Consider the following 19,217-nt stretch of genomic DNA (forward strand, 5'->3'; position numbering starts at 1 on the left):
GGTGCGCCGGGAGGACGGGCCGGGGCCGCGGCCACGTCCCCCCCGGCGGCGGGCCGTCCGGTATGTCCCGGAGGCCCGCGTCCTCAAGAAATCAGTTCACGTTCCAGCGCGCGGCAATCTCCTCGCACGCCAGCTTCACGTCGTTCATCCGGCGCTGCTGGGCGCGGGGGGCGAAGTGCAGCCGGCCGGCGAAGACGTCGAAGACGCCCACGAGGCGCGGATCCACCGGGCCGCGCTGCTCCAGCCGCTGCTCGGCGTAGCGCTGGAGCACGGTGGCGATGTACTGCCCGGCGCGCTCGTCCAGCGGCGTGTGCTTGGAGAAGTAGAGCTTCAGCACGCCCGAGCGCATCTGCCCCTGCGCGTCCACGCTGCGCAGCAGCACCTCCGGCCGCACGTTGACGGCGACGCCCGCCAGCTCCAGCGGCGGCAGGTCCGCGTCCGCCGGGCTGGCGATGGCGTGCGAGGCGAGCCCGTCCACGGAGACGAGGCAGCGCTGCAGGGCCTCGGCGCACAGCGCGAGGCGGTGCGCGTCGAAGTCCGACTCCGGCGCGGCGTTCAGGAGCCGACGCTGGTGGTAGCGGAGGATGACCTCGTCGCGGCCCTCGCAGAGGAACTCGACGATGGCCTGCGAGGCGGCGGGGTAGCGCAGGTACTGCGGGTCCACCGGGTGCTTCTGGCCGTGGATGATGCGCTTGCGCAGCGAAGGCGTCGCGGTGAGGTACTGACCGAGCTTGTTGACGGAGACGCGCGGGTTCTCACGGGTGGCAGTCATGGCGACCTTCCTTTTCGGCTTCGTTGTTGATGGATGCAGACTACCGGAGGGGTCTGACATTCCCTCGGCGGGCCGGAAGCAGGGCAGGGGGGCCCGGATTCCCCCCTGAGGGGTAGGAACGGGGCCCCTCCAGAGGGTGCCGCGCGGCGTCACGACAGGCCGTTTTCATGGCGCATCGCACTGTGTGGAGGCCTGACAGTCTCTGCCTGTCCTTTGTACTTTTCCCTGAGCAGGTCGGTTCCTACCTTTCGCGGCGAAGAAGCCTCCCTCAGCTGGGGGCTTCCCGGACCTGGCGCGGCGTACCCGCGCCCAACGCGACTCGCGGAGGCGGTGCAATGGTGGACACGGCTGAGAACCCCCTGGGGCTGAATGGTTTCGAGTTCGTGGAGTTCACGAGCCCCGCCCCCGAGGTGATGGTGGGCCTGCTGGAGCGGCTGGGCTTCACCGCGTACTCCAAGCACCCGACGAAGGAGCTGGTCCGCTTCAAGCAGGGCGACATCAGCCTGCTCGTCAACCGCGAGCCCACCGGCCAGGCCGCGGAGTTCCGCCAGGCCCACGGCCCGTCCGCCAGCGGCATGGCCTTCCGCGTGGCCAACGCGCGCGCGGCCTACGAGATGGCCCTGGAGCGCGGCGCGAAGGCGGCCGACCCGGCCCGCGGCGCGCTGGGCGACGGCTCCTATGTGCTGGAGGGCATCGGCGGCAGCCTGCTGTATCTCGTCGACCGCTACGGCGCGAAGGGCTCCATCTATGACGCCTGGACGAAGTTCCCCGGCGCGGACGCGGCCGAGGCGAAGAACAGTGTCGGCCTGGAGACGCTGGACCACCTGACGCACAACGTGCGCCGGGGCCAGATGCGCACCTGGTCCACCTTCTACAACCGCATCTTCGGCTTCACCGAGCAGAAGTACTTCGACATCAAGGGCCAGGCGACGGGCCTGTTCAGCCAGGCGATGATTGCCCCGGACAAGGCCATCCGGATTCCCCTCAACGAGAGCCAGGACGACAAGTCCCAGATTGAGGAGTTCATCCGCCAGTACAACGGCGAGGGCATCCAGCACCTGGCCCTGACGACGCGCGACATCTACGGCACCGTGGAGCGCCTCCGGCAGCGCGGCGTGTCCCTGCAGGACACCATCGACACCTATTACGACCTCGTCGACAAGCGCATCCCCAACCACGGCGAGGACCTGGAGCGGATGCGCAAGAACCGCATCCTCATCGACGGCAACGAGCAGGAAGGGCTCCTGCTGCAGATCTTCACCGAGAATCTCTTCGGGCCCATCTTCTTCGAAATCATCCAGCGCAAGGGCAACGAGGGGTTCGGTAACGGGAACTTCCAGGCGCTCTTCGAGTCCATCGAGCTCGACCAGATCCGCCGCGGCGTCATCAAGGTCGACACGGGCCGCTAGGCGGCATACACGGCCTCGAGGAAGGAGACACCGGTGACCACCGAAACCCAACCCGGGGCCCACCCGCGCGCCTACCAGTCCGGCTTCGGAAACGAGTTCGCGACCGAGGCCGTCCCGGGCGCGCTCCCGCAGGGGCAGAACTCGCCGCAGCGGGCGCCGTACGGGCTGTACGCCGAGCAGCTGTCGGGCGCGGCCTTCACCGCGCCGCGCCGGGAGAACCGGCGCTCGTGGCTCTACCGCATCCGCCCCAGCGCCAACCACCCCGCGTACCAGCCCCATCCGCAGGGGCTGTTGCGCAGCGGCCCCTTCGACGAGGTTCCCGTCACGCCCAACCGGCTGCGCTGGAATCCGCAGCCGGCGCCCGGCGGAAAGGTGGACTTCGTCGACGGGCTCGTCACCTACGGCGGCAACGGCGACCCGGCCACGGGCGCGGGCATCAGCATCCACCTGTACTCCGCCAACGCGTCCATGGTGGACCGCGTGTTCTACGACGCGGACGGCGAGCTGCTCCTCGTGCCTCAGGAAGGGCGGCTGCGGCTCGTCACGGAGATGGGCGTGCTGGACCTGGCGCCGGGCGAGGTGGGCGTGGTGCCCCGCGGCGTGCGCTTCCGCGCGGAGCTGCCGGACGGGCCGGCCTCCGGCTACGTCTGTGAGAACCACGGCGCGTTCTTCCGCCTGCCAGATTTGGGCCCCATCGGCGCCAACGGGCTGGCCAATCCGCGCGACTTCCTGACGCCCGTCGCGGCCTACGAGGACGTGGACCGGCCGACGCTGGTGGTGCAGAAGTTCATGGGCCGGCTGTGGGCCTCCCAGTTCGACCACTCCCCGCTGGACGTGGTGGCGTGGCACGGCAACCTCGCGCCGTACAAGTACGACCTGGCGCGCTTCAACACCATCAACACGGTGAGCTTCGACCACCCGGACCCGTCCATCTTCACGGTCCTCACGTCACCCAGTGAAACGCCCGGCACGGCCAACTGCGACTTCGTCATCTTCCCGCCGCGGTGGATGGTGGCCGAGCAGACCTTCCGGCCGCCCTGGTTCCACCGCAACGTGATGAGCGAGTTCATGGGGCTGGTGCACGGCGTCTATGACGCCAAGGCCGGCGGCTTCGCTCCGGGCGGCGCGTCGCTGCACAACTGCATGAGCGGGCACGGGCCGGACCAGGCGAGCTACGAGGGCGCCATCAAGGCCGACCTGAAGCCGCACAAAATCAAGGACACGCTGGCCTTCATGTTCGAGTCGCGGTGGGTCATCCGGCCCACGCGCTTCGCGATGGAGACGCCGACGCTGCAGTCCGACTACGACCACTGCTGGTCGGGCTTCCAGAAGGCGAAGCTGCCCTGAGGCGCGGTCCGTGAGTGAGGCACCCCAGCCGCCGCGGGAGCGGCTCACGGCGACCCCGCCGAACGTGAAGCTCCTGCCGCTGGCGGCGCTCCAGGACCCGGGCGCGCGCAACCTCGTGCTGCAGATTGGCGACGCGTACTTCCACGGCTTCCTGGTGCGCCAGGGCGACGCAGTCCACGGCTACGTGGACCGGTGTCCCCATGCCGGCCTGCCGCTGGCGCAGAAGCTGGACCAGTACCTCACCCCCGACAAGCAGCTCATCGTCTGCTCCTGGCACGGCGCGCTGTTCCAGCCCGTGGACGGGCGCTGCGTCGGCGGTCCGTGCGCGGGAGCGCGGCTGACGCCCTGGCCGGTGAAGGTCGAGGGCGGCTACGTCATCACCGCCTGAGCACCGCTCAGGCGCCGACGGCCACCGTGGCGGGCTCGGGGTGCGTCGCCGGCTCCACGAGCGACTGCTTCTCCCAGGCCCGGCTTCTCCAGCGCAGCCACATGGTGATGCCGCGCAACCACTCGTCCGCCGCGACGGCCAGCCACACCCCGGACAGGCCCAGCCCCAGCTTGAAGACGAGGACGTAGCCCAGGGGCAGGCTCATGCAGGCCATGGACAGGAAGCCCATGTAGACGGTGAAGGTGGCGTCGCCCGCGGCGCGCAGCGCGTTGATGAGCACGAGGTTGAAGGCCCGCCCCGTCTCCAGCAGGAGTCCGAGGACGATGACCTGCGACGTCACCTGGAGGATGTCGCCGTTGTCCGTGAACAGGCGGATGAGCGGCACGCGCACCAGGATGACGGCCACGTCCACCACCAGGGTGATGCCGAGCGCCCACCTCAGGCCCTTCAGCGCCTGACGGTACGCGTCCTCCGTGCGGTGGGCGCCCACCAGTCGCCCGACGAGGATGGACGTGCCCAGGCCAATGGCCAGGCTGCACAGGAAGACATACTGCGAGATGGAGTGCGCGTACTGCCGCGACGCCAGGGCCACGGGGCCGAGGAACGTCACGTAGTACAGGAACACCGTCTGGCAGGCCTGATAGGTGAGCTGCTCCACCGCGGAGGGGACGCCGACCTTGAGAATCTTGCGGACGTACTCCCTGGAGAGTGTCACGTAGTCGCGGAGCACCATCCGCACGGGGATGACGCGGTAGAGCATCCACACGAAGACGCCGAGCGCGACGGCGCGGCTCACCACGGTGGAGATGGCCGCGCCGGACACGCCCAGCGCCGGCAGCCCGAAGTGGCCGAAGATGAGCGCGAAGTTGCCGCCCACGTGCAGCACGTTCATGCCCAGCGAGACGAACATCGACTGCTTCGTGAAGCCATACGTCCGGAGGAGGCTGGAGAAGACGTTGATGAGCGCCTGGAGGAACAGGAACCCGCCCACGAGGTGCAGGTACGTCGTCGCATGGGCCAGCACCGGGCCATGCAGGTTCATGCCGCCCAGGATGCGGTCTCCGAACAGCAAGAGGCCCGAGCTGACCGCGACGCCGAGCCCCAGGTTCAGGGAGATGGCGAGCGCGGAGATGCGCGAGGCCTCCTGCGTCCTGCGCGCCCCGAGGTACTGGGACACGACGATGGCCGCGCCGTTCCCGATGACCTCCATGATGAGGATGCAGATGAAGACGTACTGATTGACGACGCCCACCGCGGACACCGCGTCGTCGGACACGCCGCTGAGCATCAGCGTGTCCGCCGTGCCCATCAGCATGAAGAGCAGCAGCTCCAGGAGGATGGGCCAGGTGAGGCGGAACAGGCCCAGCGGCGGCGAAGCGGGTGACGACGCGACTGCGACTTCCATCGGGATGGGTCGACTCCGTCGGGCATGCGCCCGGCACGCCTCGCATCTCGCATGACTGCCGCGCCGCGTCGAGTGACATCGGCGGACACCGTCCGGTGCCTGCCTTCCTGCTCGCTCGCGGGAAAGGCACCGTGCTCGTGGCTCGCGAGGGGCAAACCTCGCCATGTCCCTTCGCGCGCCGGGCTCGCGGGAGGCGCGCGAGCCCGTGCTGGCGCCTGTCGTGCCGCGAGCCCCGCCGTGCTCCACTCAGTCCTGCGTCGCGCTGAGCCCGAAAATCTGCCGCAGCCTTCCGAGGATGCGGCCCACCTCGGCGGGGATGGGGTCCGCGCCTCCGCCGCCGGCCTGGGCCAGGGCGCGAAGCTGGGTGCGCCGCTGGGCCAGCAGCGCGGAGAGCTGCCGCGCCAGCCCGGGGTACTGCTCGAACATGCGCGCGAAGGTGGGCCGGTCCACCTCGAGCAGCAGCGAGTCCTCCACCGCCACCACCGTGGCCGCGCGCTTCTCGCCCGTCAAGAGCGACATCTCTCCGAAGTAGCCGCCGCGTCCCAGCCGCGTCACCTCGGCCTGCGTCTTCCCGGCGCGCACGCTGACCTCGCCCGAGGCGAGCACGTAGAAGGTGCGGCCGTCATCGCCCTCCTGGATGATGCGCTCGCCCTTGCCGAAGCGGTGCACCACCACCTCCTGGCGCAGCCTGTCCAGCTCCTCCGGGCCCAGCCCCTGGAAGAGGTCCACCGCGCGCAAGAGGCTGCGCACCGTGTCCTCGGACAGCTCCGTGCGCGCCACCTGCTGCCGCACGTGCACCGTGCGTTGCGGGTAGGGGATGTCGATGTTCTCCCGGCGCAGCCGGTACCACAGCCGCGTGTGCAGGTCCTCCTTCACCGCGTCCGCCAGCGCGTAGTCCGCCAGGAAGAAGCGCGCCATGTAGCGGATGCACGACTCGTCGTACGCCAGCGTGCGGGCCAGGGGCGGCGGCTCCACGAGAATCTGCGGAATCTCCCGCATCACCTCCATCATCACCGCCTTCACCTGGTTGGGCGGCGCGTCGTGGGCAATCCTCACCTCCACGTCGACGCCCACCGGCTCCTGGTCCTCGGAGAAGTTCTGCACCAGCTCCTTGGCCACCATGCTGTTGGGCAGGGTGATGAGCTCGCGCCGGAAGGTGGCCAGGCGGATGGAGCGCCAGCCGATGTGCACCACGCGCCCCGCATGGTTGCCGATGCGGATGATGTGCCCCACCTCGAAGGGCCGGTCCAGCTGCAGCGACAGGCCGGCGAAGAGGTTGCCCAGCGTCTCCTGGAGCGCGAGGCCCATCACCACCGACAGCACCGCGGACGTCGCCACCACGCCGGTGAGGTCCAGCGACAGCTGCGTCTTGAGGATGGGCACCGCGGCCAGCGCGTACAGCGTGAAGTCGATGACGTCCCGGAGGATTTTCGGCGGCGCCTCCGAGCGCGCGCGCAGCCGCATCAGCTTCAGCCCGAAGCCCACGCTCGCCCGGATGACGCCGAAGGCGAACGTCAGCATCCACCCGACGTGCACCCCCTGCCTCAGGAGCCTGGGCGCCGTGTCCGGAAGCGCCCACGCCACCGTCCTCAGCACCAGGAAGGCGATGAGCAGCCGGATGGCGCCGTTCAAGTCACGCTGCAGGTGCTTGTCCCCGGTCGCCGTGCGGACCGCCAGCAGGATGACCGCCAGCAGGGCGCCCAGCGCCAGGGACAGGTTGCTCTGGAGGAGGGAAAGCAAGGCGTCCGCATGTCACCAGCGCGTTACGGGAGGGTCAAGGCAGGCTTGTTGACGGGTGACACGCCTCCGGGGATACACGCCCCATGACGCTGGCATCGGTACAGGGACAGCCGCGCGCGATTGATGCACTCCAGGCGGCATTGCGCGGCGGCGCGGTGCACCACGCGTATCTCTTCGCCGGGCCGGAGGGTGTGGGCAAGGAGCTGGCCGCGGTGGGGCTGGCCCAGGCGCTCACCTGCCCCGAGCAGCCGGGCGTGGGCTGTGGCACCTGCGCGGCTTGCGTGCGGGTGGCGAAGGGCCTGCACCCGGACGTCACCTGGGTGATGCCGGACGACGAGCGCGTGTCGCGTGGGCTGGCGGGGCGCTCGGACTTCACGGGCACGCCCAGCCGCGAGCTGCGGGTGGAGCAGATTCGGGGTCTCCAGGAGCGGCTGGCGCTGCGCGGCCTGGAGTCGAAGCGCAAGGTGGCCATCATCGTCTCCGCGCAGGCGATGAACGTGCAGGCGCAGAACGCCTTCCTGAAGACGCTGGAGGAGCCGCCCTCGGAGACCACGCTCATCCTGGTGGCCAGCGCCATGGACAAGCTGCTGCCCACCATCCGCAGCCGGTGCAGCAAGGTGCACTTCGGCCCGCTGCCGGTGGACCTGGTCGCCAGGCGCGTGCAGGAGGAGCGCAAGCTGGACGCGGACACCGCCGCGCTCGCGGCCATCATGGCCGGAGGCAGCCTGGGCCGCGCGCTGGCGCTGGACGTGGACGCGCTCTCCCGGCGCAAGGACGTCGTCACCGCCTTCGAGTCCCTGCGCGGCGAGGACGCGGTGGGCCTCCTGCGCTTCGCGGAGGCGCACGGCGGCTCGCGCGAGGACGCGGAAGGCGCGCTGGAGCTGCTGGTGCTGTGGACGCGCGACGTGGCGCTGGCCCGGGCGGGGCTGGAGGACGGCCTCGCGAACCGGGACTTGAAGGACCTGGCGCGCGAGGCGGCCGCTCGCTCCTCCGATGCGCTGCTGCACCGGCGGCACGCGCTCTTGGAGGGCGCGCGCGCGGCCATCGCCCGCAACGGCGCGCCGCGGCTGCAACTCGAGCGCATGCTGATTGAGCTGTTCACGGAGGCCGCACGGTGAGCGCCGAACTCGATGACGTGCTGGCGGAGGTGAAGGCGGGCAAGGTGGCGCCGCTGTACCTCCTGTGGGGCGAGGAGTTCCTGGTCCGCAAGGACGCGGACGAGCTGGTGAAGAAGCTGGTGCCGGACGCGGCCATGGGGCTCAACCTGGCCGTGCTGGACGCGGGCAGCCCCCGCGAGGTGGCGCAGGAGCTGGCCACCATGCCGCTGTTCCCCGGGCGCAAGGTGGTGCTGGTGAGGGACCCGGAGTTCCTCGCGCCGAAGAAGGGCCGCGGGGACGCGCTGGGCAAGGCCCGCGAGGCGTGGAAGGCGGGCAAGCGGAAGGAGGGCGCGCGGCGGCTGCTGGCGCTGGCGGCGCGCGCGGGCTGGGGCGTGGAGCAGCTGGACCCGGGCTCGCCCGGCGCTCCCTCCGTGGCGCAGTGGAAGGACGAGCTGAACGTGGACCTGGCCGAGGCGGACGTCGCCTTCCTGCACGAGGCGGCCGCCTTCTGTCGCGAGGAGCGCATCACCGCCCCCGAGGGCGACGTGTCCGCGCTGCTGGAGCTCATCCAGAAGGGCGTGCCGTCCGGGCACGCGCTCGTCATGGCCGCCACCGAGGTGGACGCCAAGAGCCCGCTGGTGAAGCTGGCCCACGACAAGGGCCACGTCGTCGAGCGCAAGGTGGCCGCGCGCCACAAGGACCTGGACCTCTCCGAAATCGCGAAGGAGTTCCTGGCGCCCTTCAAGAAGAAGCTCGGGCCCGGCGCGCTGGACGAGCTGAAGGAGCGCATCGGCGGCAACATCCGCCTGCTCCAGTCCGAGCTGGAGAAGCTGGCCACCTACTCGGAGGGGCCCGCAATCGAGAAGACGGACGTGGCGATGCTCGTCCACCACGCCCGCGAGGAGGAGTTCTTCGAGCTGTCCGAGGCGCTGCAGAAGCGCGACTTCGGCGGGGCGCTCGCCTACGCCACGGACGCCATGGGGCAGGGCACCCACGCGCTGCAGCTTTTGGGCGCGGTGGCCTCCATCGTCCGCTCGCTCCTGGAGAGCCACGAGTGGCTGTGGCGCTACGCCGGGGGCAACCCGCCGCGCACCGCGAAGGACGTGGAGGCGCGCGTGCTGCCCCGGCTGGAGACGGAGCTGAAGGGCACGAAGCGGAAGATGCCCAATGCCTGGGCGCTCACCTTCAGCATGAAGGCCGCAGCCGGCTACGAGCGGCGGGAGCTGCTGGGCGCGCTGGTGGCCTGCGCGGACGCGGACCTGGCGCTCAAGTCCTCGGCCAACGGGCGGCTGGTGATTGAGCGGCTATTGGCCACGGTGTGCATCCGCGCCGCGTGAGCGCTCCCCGGGGAGGGGAGGGGGCGCCGGCCCGGGCCCCCGCCCAGGTGCTTCCGGGTGCGCGGGCGCCCGGCTTCGGGTAGAGGAGGCCCGCCATGGCGGACAAGCGTCGCTTCGACCTCTTCGCGGACTTCATCGTGTCGCGCTTCGCGGCCCCTCGCGTCTTCGACGTCGCGGGCGGGCAGGGGCGTCTCAACGAGGCGCTGACCCAGCGCGGCCGCGCCGTCACCACGTTCGACCTGCGGCACAAGCACCTGCCCGTCACCTACGCCCAGCGCATCTTCACCCTCGACGAGCCGTGCGAGGCGGAGCTGGTGGTGGGCATGCACCCGGACGGCGCCACCCGCGTCATCATCGAGTACGCGGCGAAGCACCGGCTGCCCTTCGCCGTGGTGCCGTGCTGCTCGGACAACGGCATGCCCTACAACCCGTGGATGCGGCACCTCGCCGAGCTGGCCCGCTCCGCCGGCTTCGCCACTGTGGAAGAGGTGAAGCTCTCCATGGACGGGCGCGCCCGCGTGCTGCTGGGTGAGCCGGGCCCCACAGTGTCGGGCTGAGGGCATTTGCCACCCATGTAAAGTTGCAATCCAAAGCACTTTCTGGCTATAATCGGCGCCTGCCCTGAAAATGGACACCCTCACTGACGGTGTGTCGTTTGACAGGACAGGACTGGAAGCTGGAGTTCCCGAGAGGCGGAACTCGTTTTCCGGGCTTTTCTGTAAATACCTCATACATTCGCGCGGTGCGGTGCGGGACATCCGTGTGCCACCAGAGGGTGGGCAGGCGCGGGGCTTATAGAGGGCATCTCTGGGGCTCAAGGCGTTGGCCCGAACCGTGCTCAAGGGGAAGCGCCCGCCAGCGCCCCGCAGGCGGGTTCAAAGGAGCCATTCCCCTTGGTTCGAACCCGTATTCTTGCCGCCCTCCTGGCCCTCCCCCTGACCGCTTGCGAGATGAGCGGTGACGCGACGTCTCAGGACTCGCAGAAGACCGACGAGCTGTCGGATGTGACGAGCTCGCTGGCCTCCATGCCCGGCGCCGAAGTGGTGGGCCGGCACGATGACGGTGTTCCCTTCCTCATCCGCGGCCGCCTGGGCACCGTGGACAGCGCCGTCCGCGGCTTCGCGGGTGCGGACACGGTGCGCGCCGTCAGCGCCATGCTGCCGAGCATCGCCGGCTCCTTCCGCCTGCGCGCCGAGGACCTGGTGGTGAGCCGGGTCAACGTGGACGAGCAGGGCTTCACCCACATCCGCTACAACCAGCTGAAGAACGGCCTCCCCGTGGTCGGCCAGGAGCTGGCCATCCACCTGGACCCGGAAGGCAACATCGTCATGGCCAACGGCTCGGCCCGTGACGGCGAGTTCAACGTCCCCGCGCGGGCGCGCATCGCCGCCCAGTCCGCGATGACGGCCGCCCTGCGCAACACCGTGGGCACGCGCCTCGAGATCGACGGCCAGCCCCGGCTCGTCTACCTGCGCGCCGGCCACGCCCAGAAGCTGACCCTGGCCTACGAGGTGGTGGTGACGGGTGAGGGCGCCGAGCTGCCCATCCGCGACCACGTCTTCGTGGACGCCACCACCGGCGTCGTCGCCGACCGCGTCACCGACATCCACGCGGCCATGAACCGCGCGGTGTACAGCGCCAACAACGGCAGCAGCCTGCCGGGCACCCTGCGCCGCAGCGAGGGCGGGGCGGCCACGGGCGACACCCACATCGACGACAATTACACCCACCTGGGCACCACCTACAACTGCTACAAGACGCTGTTCAACCGCGACTCGTACAACAACGCGGGCGCGCAGCTGCGCAGCACCGTCCACTACAGCAGCAACTACGTCAACGCCTTCTGGAACGGCAGCCAGATGGTGTACGGCGACGGCGACGGCGTGAACTCCGGCCCGTTGGGCCGCGACCTGGACGTGACGGTGCACGAGCTGACGCACGCCGTGACGTCGTCCGAGTCCAACCTCACGTACTCCAACGAGTCCGGCGCCCTCAACGAGGGCATGTCCGACATCTTCGCCGCCGTGTGCGAGAGCTGGACGCGCAGCTGGGCCACGGACGCGGACGTCTGGAAGATTGGCGAGGACATCTGGACGCCGGCCACCTCGGGTGACGCGCTCCGCTACATGGCCAACCCCACGCAGGACGGCTCGTCCAAGGACTACTACCCCGAGCGCTACGTCGGCTCCTCCGACAACGGCGGCGTGCACTGGAACTCGGGCATCGCCAACCTGGCGTTCAAGCTGCTCTCCACGGGTGGTACGCACCCGCGCAGCAAGACGACCATCAACGTGGCCGGCGTGGGCGTGGAAGTGGCCGCCCGCATCTTCTACAAGGCCAACACGGACCTCTTCACGGCGTCCACCACCTTCGCCCAGGCGAAGACGTACACCGTGACGGCGGCTTCGCAGCTGGGCTACAGCGCGGCCATCCAGGACTCGGTGGCCAAGGCCTGGGAAGCGGTGGGCGTGGGCGTGACGACGCCTCCTCCGGCCTGCACCCTGCTGAGCAACGGCGTGACGCGCACGGGCATCTCCGGCGCCTCGGGCTCGGAGCAGCACTTCTGCATCGACGTGCCGGCGGCCCGCGCTTCGTCCTTCGTCATGAGCGGCGGCACGGGTGACGCGGACATGTACGTGCGCATCGGCGCGGCCCCGACGACCACCTCGTACAACTGCCGTCCGTACCTCAACGGCAACAACGAGACGTGCAACCTCGCGGCGCAGTCGACCAACCAGCGCTTCTACATCATGCTGCGCGGCTACACGAGCTACAGCGGCACCTCGCTGCGGGCGACCTACTAGCCTGAAGCGAAGCATGGCGGGTCCGGGCGGTTGAAGGCCCGGTCCGCCGCTGCTCCAGATTCCGCCTCCGGGGCCTCGTGCCTCGGGGGCGGTTTCTTTTTTGGAGCGCCCGCCGCGGCGCTTCAGCCCGTGGTGGCCTCGGACGCTGGTGCGAGCAGCCCGGTGACGTCCTTCCACGGGCCCACGCAGGGCGCCGCTTCCGTGGCCAGGTAGTGCCCCACGCGCCCCGGCGTGAGCGTGACGATGGCCGACGAGCGCGTGCCATACGCGGGCGTGTGGATGCACAGCGCCTGCAACTGCCGGAGGAAGTCGCGCGGCAGGTCCTCTCCGGTGGCCGGCATCGGTATCTCCTCGGCCGCCGGCAGCGTCGAGTCCGCGAGCAGCGCCTTCAGCCCGGCCTCCAGCTCCGGCCAGGGCCGGTGCGCCACCTCCGCCGCGAGCAGCCGGGCGCGCTCCACCTTGGGCAGGGCAGGGGAGTCCATCACGTCATTGGGCAGCACGTGGATGCCGGGGGGCACGTCCTCCCGCCGCAGCCGCTTCTCGCCCGGCCGGGCGTAGGCCACCCGGAGCCGTCGCGCGTCCCCGTAGAGCAGGTTGAAGGGGAGGAACTCGTCGCCGGGCAGGGTGTCCAGATAGCGCTCGATGGCCTCCACGCTCCCCGCCTCCAGGGCGCGCAGCACCACCTCGCCCCGCGAGCGGGGGGCCGGACCCTGGCCTCGCCCGCCCCTCTGGTTCGTCAGGCCGACGAACACTCCTTCGTGGGTTACACCCATCCACGTCCCACCGCGCTCCACGTCGCGCCCGCCGACGGTGCGAGGAGATTCCCGAAGCACCAGGGGGCCGGTGGCGGGGCGGGCGTAGAACTCGTCCCGGTTGGCCGCGAGCACCAGCGGCCACTCCGGGTGGACCTGGTTGAGGATGACGATGGTGCACATGCGTATCCGGTCGATAACATCTCCGGCCCCTCGGCGCATTCGTGCCCGGGGCCCTCACGCCGTCGATGACCTGGGCCACCCGAGCGGCTAAGGTCCGCCGCCCTCAGGAGAATCCATGGCTGAGAGAATCCTCGTCACCAGCGCGCTGCCCTACGCGAACGGCCCGGTCCACATCGGCCATGCCGTCGAGTACGTCCAGACCGACATCTACGTCCGGTTCCTCCGCTCGTGCGGCAAGGACGTCGTCTATTTCTGCGCGGACGACACCCACGGCACCCCCATCGAAATCAACGCGGCGAAGCAGGGCCTCAAGCCCGAGGAGTTCATCGCCCGCTTCCACGACGAGCACCAGCGCGACTTCCACGACCTGGACATCCGCTTCGACTACTTCCACTCCACCAACTCGCCGGAGAACCGCCACTACGCGGAGCTCATCTACGGGCGGCTGAAGGAGCAGGGCGACATCGAGCGGCGCAACATCGAGCAGGCGTACTGCGAGAAGGACCGCCGCTTCCTGCCGGACCGCTTCATCAAGGGCACCTGTCCCAACTGCAAGGCGCCGGACCAGTACGGCGACGCCTGCGAGAAGTGCGGCAAGGCCTACGCGCCCACCGACCTCATCGAGCCCCGCTGTGCCCTGTGCGGTACGCCGCCGGTGCGCAAGCACTCCGAGCACCTGTTCTTCAAGCTGTCGCGCCACGCGGACTTCCTCCAGTCCGTGCTGCGCCGGCCCGGCTTCATCCACCCGGGCCTGGCCACCCAGCTCCAGGGCTTCTTCGAGAAGGGCCTGGCGGACTGGGACATCAGCCGCGACGGGCCCTACTTCGGCTTCGCGATTCCGGGCGAGACGGACAAGTTCTTCTACGTCTGGCTGGACGCGCCCATCGGCTACATCGCCACCACGGAGAAGTGGGCGAAGGAGACGGGGAAGGCGAAGAGCGCGCTGGACTACTGGGACGCGGGCAGCCCGTCGCGCATCGTCCACTTCATCGGCAAGGACATCGTCTACTTCCACGCCCTGTTCTGGCCGGCCGTGCTCAACGTCGCGGGCCTGCACGTGCCCAACGAAATCAAGGTGCACGGCCACCTCACGGTGAATGGCGAGAAGATGTCGAAGAGCCGCGGCACCATGGTGCCGGTGCGGGACTACCTGGACCAGCTGGACCCCAGCTACCTGCGCTACTTCTACGCGGCCAACCTGGGCGCGGGCGTGGAGGACCTGGACCTCAGCCTCAAGGACTTCCGCGAGCGGGTGAACGGCGAGCTGGTCAACAACGTGTGCAACCTGGCCAACCGCGCCCTGTCGCTGCTGGCCGGGCCGCTGGAGAAGCGGCTGGCGCCGGGCCGCGCCGAGGGGCCGGGCCGCGCGCTGGTGGAGTCCGCGCTCGCCCGCGTGCCCGAGGTGCGCGCCGCGTTCGACAAGCTCGAGTACCGCAACGCGATTCGCGTGATTACGGACATCGCCTCCGCCGCCAACGCCTTCGTCCAGACGCAGGCGCCGTGGGCGGCCGTCCGCAAGCCGGAGACGGCCGAGGGCGCGCGCGCGGACCTGTCCGACGTGGCGGACGTGGTGTACCTGCTGGGCGCGCTGCTCGCCCCGGTGACGCCGCGCCTGTCGGAGAAGCTCTTCGCGCAGCTGGGCGCGCCGGCGCTGACGTTCCAGGCGCTGGAGGGCGCGAAGTACCCGCTGCTGGACCGCAGCCGTCCCACCGGCACCCCGGAGCCGCTGCTGCCCCGGCTGGAGCCGGAGCGCGTCAACGCCATCATCAAGACCCCGGAAGGCGCTCCGCAGGCCGCGGACGCGAAGCCCGCCGGGGGCAAGGAGAAGAAGAAGGTGGAGAGCGACAAGAAGCCCGCCGCCGCGCCGCAGCCCGCGGGCGCCGGTGCCACGCAGGCCTCGCCCGGGGCGGGCGCCGGAGAGGCGCCGGGGGAAATCGAGTACGCGGACTTCGCCAAGGTGGTGCTCAAGGCGGGTCGCGTCGTCGTCGCGGAGAAGGTGAAGGACGCGGACAAGCTCCTGAAGCTCACCGTGGACCTGGGCGAGCCCACGGGCCCGCGCACCATCGTCTCCGGCATCGCGGAGGCGTACGCGCCGGAGTCCCTCACCGGGCGCCGCGTGGTGGTGGTGGCCAACCTCAAGCCGCGCAAGCTGCGGGGCATCGAATCGCGCGGCATGCTCCTGACGGCCGGCACCGGCGGCAAGGACCTGTCGCTGCTGGACCCGGGCGACATGCCGCCGGGCAGCGAGGTGAAGTGACGTGACGGACTGGCGCGCCGAGCGCGACCGCGCCCTGCTGACGCTGGAGCGCGAGAAGCGCCCGGCGCTCCGGGCCGAGGCCGCGGACCAGCTCTACCACCTGGCCCTCGAGTCCCCGGCGCGCGCGCCCGACTTCACCGACGTGCTCCCCCGGCTGCTGGCGGACTCGCAGCCGGAGGTGCGCCGCTCGGGGGTGGGGCTGGCCGCCGTGGTGCTGCCCCCGGAGGAGCAGTCGGGCACGCTCATCTCCCGGCTGCGCGACGACGAGTGGATGGTGCGCCTGGAGGCCACCGGCCGGCTCGCGGACCTGACGCGGCAGGAGCTGCGCGGGGCGCTGGCGAGCATGCTGGAGGACCCCATGCCCGAGGTCCGCTTCGAGGCCGCGCGTGGCATCGCGGCCCTCAGGCATCCCGCCGGCCTGGACATCCTCATCGAGGCGCTGGACGCGGACCTGCTGCGCTTCCGCGCCCTGGGCGCCATTGGCGAGCTGGAGGACCCGCGCGCCCTGCCCGCGGTGAAGCGGCTGTTCCGTCGCTGGCTGCTACCCGCCTTCGACAAGACGCAGGCCGCGGGGGTGCTCGCGCAGCTGGGAGACCCGGAGGGGGCCACGTACCTCCTGCAGCGGACCCGGAAGAAGTGGAGCACGGACCGCGCGCTGGCCGTGGAGCTGTGCGGCGCGGTGAAGGCGCCCGGAGCGCTGGAGCGGCTGAAGGAAATCCTCGAAGACGCCAAGGACGAGTGTCGCGGGGCCGCGGCGCGTGGGCTGGGACGGCTGGGCGACGCGCGGGCGCTGCCCTGGCTGCTCGCGCTGCTGGACGAGCGGGACGCCGCGGAGGACTTCCGCCTGGACGCCGCGGACGCGCTCTGGCGGCTGGGCCTGCCGGAGGGGCGCGAGCGGGTGCGCGCCTCCATCCCCACCTTCACCTCACCCGAGGCGCGCACGGAGCTGGAAGAGCTGCTGCTGGAGGAGACATGAGACTCGTCGACGCCCATTGCCACCTCGAGGTGAAGGACTACCCGGACGTGGCCGCCATCCTCGACGGGGCCCGCGCCGCCGGGCTCGTCCACGCGATTGTGGTGGGCCAGTTCCAGGGGCCGGGCGACTGGGGCAACGCGCTGGAGCTGGCCGCCGCACACCCGGACTTCCTGTCGCCCACGCTGGGCATCCACCCCCACGAGGCCGCGCGCGCCACCGAGGCGGACTTCGCCACGCTGGAGGCGACGTGTGCTCGGCCGGAGGTGCGCGCGGTGGGGGAGGCGGGCCTGGACTACTACTACGACCACTCGCCCCGGGAGGTGCAGGCCACCGTCTTCCGGCGCCAGTGCGCCCTGGCCCGCCAGCTGGCCAAGCCGCTGGTGGTGCACGTGCGCGACGCCCACGACGACTGCGAGGGAGTGCTGCGCGAGGTGGGGCTGTCCCGCGGCGTCATCCACTGCTTCACCGGGGACACGGCCGCCGCCCGGCGCTACCTGGACCTGGGCTTCTTCCTCTCCCTGTCCGGCGTCGTCACCTACAAGAACGCGCAGGCGCTGCAGGACGCGGTGCGCTTCGCGCCGCTGGACAGGCTGATGGTGGAGACGGACAGCCCGTACCTCGCGCCGGTGCCCCACCGCGGGCGGAAGAACCAGCCCGCGCACGTGGTGGAGACGGCGCGCAAGGTGGCGGAGCTGAAGGGCGTGACGCTGGAGGAGGTGGCGGCCACCACCACCGCCAACGCCTCCGCCCTCTTCGGGCTCAGCCTGGGCTGACGGCGCCGGCCAGGGCCAGCAGGTCTTGCAGGTCCTGGTCCATCTGCGGCACGTCCAGCAGCAGCGCGTCCGGGTCGTACTGGAAGTCCGCCTGCTTCAGCTTCAGCAGCGCCTGCAGGGCGGGCTCGCCGGAGATGCCTCCGAAGGAGGCGAAGACGACGCGGCCGCGCTCCAGGTGGAGGTAGCCCTCCAGCGTGTGCTGGCGCAGGTTCAGCCGCCCGTTCTTGAAGCCTCCGGCGAGCGTGCGCAGCAGCTCCTTCGGCGGCATCTCGTCGAAGCTGCCCCGCACCACGCGGCCCGGGCCGTTGTGCAGCACCCGGTCCTCCAGGAGGGTGCCCACCGCCTTGGCGACCACGCCCCGCTCACCGGGGGCCAGCACCGCCGAGGCGCCGGCCATCACCAGCCGCTCGCGCGTGGCCGCGTCCGGCTCACCCACCACGGCGATGGGCAGCCCCGCCGTCTCCGGCGTCGAGCGCGCCTGCTGGAGCAGGTCCAGCACCTCCTGCTGGCCCAGCCGCAGGCTCACCACCAGCACGTCGCAGTCCTGCCGGGACAGGCCGTCCTGCGCGCCCTCCACCGTGGACAGCGCGTGGGCCACCAGCCCCTGCTTCAGCACCGCCTCCAGCAGCTCGCCGCGCGCCGTCTCGTCCGGCTCCACGATGAGCACCTGCCGGCCATCGCTCTCCAGCCGGTGGCGCAGCAGCTCGCCGCTCTGCAGCTGGATGACGATGTCCGCCACCACCGGGTCATAGAGCACGCCCGCGTTCTTCCGCAGGTGCTCCAGCGCCTGCTCCTTGGTGAAGGCCTTGCCGTGCGCGTTGCCCGGGTTCTTCGTCAGCTCCAGGAAGCTGTCCACCGCGGCGAGGATGCGCGCGCCCAGGGTGATGTCTTCTCCCTTGGCGCCCTGCGGGGTGCCCGAGCCGTCCCACGCCTCATAGAGCTGCGCGAGGATGGTGTTCGTCTGCGTGGGCAGGTGCACCGTCTCGAACAGCTTGGTGGGCGCGCGGCACGCCTGCTTCGCCTGGGCCTTCCAGTCGGCGTTGACGGCGTTGCTGGCCAGGGAGAAGTGGCGCTCGGACGGCTTGCCCAGGTCGTGGAGGTACGCGGCGATGGACAGCGCCGCCAGCTCCTTGTGCGGCATGCCCATGCGCTGGCCGACGATGCCCGCCTGGCGCGCCAGCTGCGCGGAGTGGCCGCGGTGGCGCTGCCGGTCCTGCTCCAGGAGGCCCACGAGGATGCCCAGCGTCTCCACGTAGTCCGCGTCGCTGACGATGCCGCGGGGCCCGCCCGGCTCGCGCCGCTGGGTGGAGGGGCGGGCGGACGGGGTGGCGCCGCTGGGCCGGTGCACGCGCAGGCGTGGGTCCGTCTCCATGCGGCCATGGAGGCTGCTCAGCCCCGTCATGGTGCTGCGGGCCGAGGTGGTGGTGCGGCTGTGCTCCGCGGCCCCCGTGCGGGAGGGGGCGGCCGGAGCGCTGGCGTACGCGCCCGGAGCCTCCAGCAGCGCGGTGAAGGCGGTGGGGTCGCCGTAGTAGTGCTTGCGGATGGCCGCGGCGATGGCGCTGCGCAGGCCCACGTACGCGTAGACCTCGGACATGCCGGTGACGAGCGCAATCTCGTCCATCAGCGCCTTGTTCTGCGGCTCGGCGGCGACCACGGAGAGCAGCTTGCGCTCCGGGTCCACCGCCAGCGGCAGCACGTTCTGCGCCTCGGCGAGGCGCACGGGGAGCCTGTCGAGCACCTCGGTGGCGATGCGGGCCTTGGCCAGCTTGTCCGCGGTGACGAAGCGCGTCTGGAACTCGGCGGCGAGGAAGCGCAGCAGGCCCGCTTCCTGGAGCAGCCCCAGCTCCACCAGACAGTCCCCCAGCTTGTGGCCGGTGATCTTCTGGTGCTCCAGGGCCTGCTCCACGGCTCCCGCGTTGACGAGGCCGGCCTCGATGAGGCGCTCTCCCAACTTCTTCGCCATGGGCCTTAGCGCTC

General features: G+C 70.7%; 15 protein-coding genes. 10 read left to right on the plus strand and 5 right to left on the minus strand.

The window, feature by feature from the left end; genetic code table 11:
* Positions 1–91: 91 nt before the first annotated feature.
* A complete protein-coding gene (locus ACX9TP_RS15820; RefSeq protein ID WP_482980557.1) occupies positions 92–772 on the minus strand; it encodes a hypothetical protein in 681 nt (226 codons plus the stop codon).
* Between the two features lie 335 nt (positions 773–1,107).
* Between ACX9TP_RS15820 and hppD the strand changes: the two genes are divergently transcribed.
* Genes hppD through ACX9TP_RS15835 form a run of 3 tightly spaced genes read left to right on the plus strand, consistent with a single transcriptional unit; the run spans position 1,108 to position 3,916 of the window.
* Positions 1,108–2,181 carry a 4-hydroxyphenylpyruvate dioxygenase gene (hppD, locus tag ACX9TP_RS15825; RefSeq protein ID WP_482980558.1) on the plus strand — a complete coding sequence of 358 codons (1,074 nt, stop codon included), beginning with the start codon at positions 1,108–1,110 and terminating at the stop codon, positions 2,179–2,181.
* A 33-nt stretch (positions 2,182–2,214) separates the two neighbouring features.
* Positions 2,215–3,528: a homogentisate 1,2-dioxygenase gene (hmgA, locus tag ACX9TP_RS15830; RefSeq protein WP_482980559.1), complete on the plus strand. Its 1,314-nt coding sequence runs from the start codon at positions 2,215–2,217 to the stop codon at positions 3,526–3,528.
* 10 nt (positions 3,529–3,538) lie between these two features.
* Complete coding sequence (locus ACX9TP_RS15835; protein ID WP_482980560.1) at positions 3,539–3,916, plus strand: Rieske (2Fe-2S) protein; 378 nt, start codon at positions 3,539–3,541, stop codon at positions 3,914–3,916.
* A gap of 7 nt (positions 3,917–3,923) precedes the next feature.
* Here the strand turns inward: ACX9TP_RS15835 and ACX9TP_RS15840 are convergent, their stop codons facing one another.
* Both ACX9TP_RS15840 and ACX9TP_RS15845 read right to left on the minus strand, forming a co-directional pair.
* Complete coding sequence (locus ACX9TP_RS15840; protein ID WP_482980561.1) at positions 3,924–5,321, minus strand: MATE family efflux transporter; 1,398 nt, start codon at positions 5,319–5,321, stop codon at positions 3,924–3,926.
* A gap of 246 nt (positions 5,322–5,567) precedes the next feature.
* Complete coding sequence (locus ACX9TP_RS15845; protein WP_482980562.1) at positions 5,568–7,061, minus strand: cyclic nucleotide-binding domain-containing protein; 1,494 nt, start codon at positions 7,059–7,061, stop codon at positions 5,568–5,570.
* An 83-nt stretch (positions 7,062–7,144) separates the two neighbouring features.
* On the opposite strand from ACX9TP_RS15845, the gene holB reads away from it, so the two are divergent.
* The 4 genes from holB to ACX9TP_RS15865 all read left to right on the plus strand — a co-directional run bounded on the left by holB (position 7,145) and on the right by ACX9TP_RS15865 (position 12,299).
* A complete protein-coding gene (gene holB / locus ACX9TP_RS15850; RefSeq protein ID WP_482980563.1) occupies positions 7,145–8,179 on the plus strand; it encodes a DNA polymerase III subunit delta' in 1,035 nt (344 codons plus the stop codon).
* The gene (holA, locus tag ACX9TP_RS15855) at positions 8,176–9,495 is read left to right on the plus strand and encodes a DNA polymerase III subunit delta (protein WP_482980564.1); all 1,320 of its coding nucleotides are present in this window, start codon (positions 8,176–8,178) and stop codon (positions 9,493–9,495) included. Before holB ends, holA begins: the two co-directional genes overlap by 4 nt.
* Positions 9,496–9,590: 95 nt before the next feature.
* Positions 9,591–10,052: a hypothetical protein gene (locus ACX9TP_RS15860; RefSeq protein ID WP_482980565.1), complete on the plus strand. Its 462-nt coding sequence runs from the start codon at positions 9,591–9,593 to the stop codon at positions 10,050–10,052.
* Positions 10,053–10,388: 336 nt separating this feature from the next.
* On the plus strand, positions 10,389–12,299 hold the full coding sequence (locus tag ACX9TP_RS15865) for a M4 family metallopeptidase (protein ID WP_482980566.1): 1,911 nt from the start codon (positions 10,389–10,391) through the stop codon (positions 12,297–12,299).
* A gap of 122 nt (positions 12,300–12,421) precedes the next feature.
* Here ACX9TP_RS15865 and ACX9TP_RS15870 read toward each other — a convergent pair whose 3' ends face one another.
* Positions 12,422–13,234, minus strand: coding sequence for an NRDE family protein (locus ACX9TP_RS15870; protein WP_482980567.1), 813 nt, complete (start codon positions 13,232–13,234; stop codon positions 12,422–12,424).
* A gap of 115 nt (positions 13,235–13,349) precedes the next feature.
* Between ACX9TP_RS15870 and metG the strand changes: the two genes are divergently transcribed.
* The 3 genes from metG to ACX9TP_RS15885 are packed head-to-tail and all read left to right on the plus strand — an operon-like array spanning position 13,350 to position 17,240.
* The gene (metG, locus tag ACX9TP_RS15875; protein ID WP_482980568.1) at positions 13,350–15,491 is read left to right on the plus strand and encodes a methionine--tRNA ligase; all 2,142 of its coding nucleotides are present in this window, start codon (positions 13,350–13,352) and stop codon (positions 15,489–15,491) included.
* Position 15,492: 1 nt separating this feature from the next.
* The gene (locus ACX9TP_RS15880) at positions 15,493–16,467 is read left to right on the plus strand and encodes a HEAT repeat domain-containing protein (RefSeq protein ID WP_482980569.1); all 975 of its coding nucleotides are present in this window, start codon (positions 15,493–15,495) and stop codon (positions 16,465–16,467) included.
* Positions 16,464–17,240 (plus strand): TatD family hydrolase, encoded by a 777-nt coding sequence (locus ACX9TP_RS15885; protein WP_482980570.1) that lies wholly within the window; start codon positions 16,464–16,466, stop codon positions 17,238–17,240. The genes ACX9TP_RS15880 and ACX9TP_RS15885 overlap by 4 nt, the downstream gene beginning before the upstream one ends.
* On the opposite strand, the gene ACX9TP_RS15890 is transcribed toward ACX9TP_RS15885, so the two are convergent.
* Positions 17,227–19,203 carry an HD domain-containing phosphohydrolase gene (locus ACX9TP_RS15890; protein WP_482980571.1) on the minus strand — a complete coding sequence of 659 codons (1,977 nt, stop codon included), beginning with the start codon at positions 19,201–19,203 and terminating at the stop codon, positions 17,227–17,229. The two genes, ACX9TP_RS15885 and ACX9TP_RS15890, sit on opposite strands and share 14 nt — an antisense overlap.
* Positions 19,204–19,217: the final 14 nt, after the last annotated feature.

Source organism: Pyxidicoccus sp. M15, assembly GCF_056858435.1.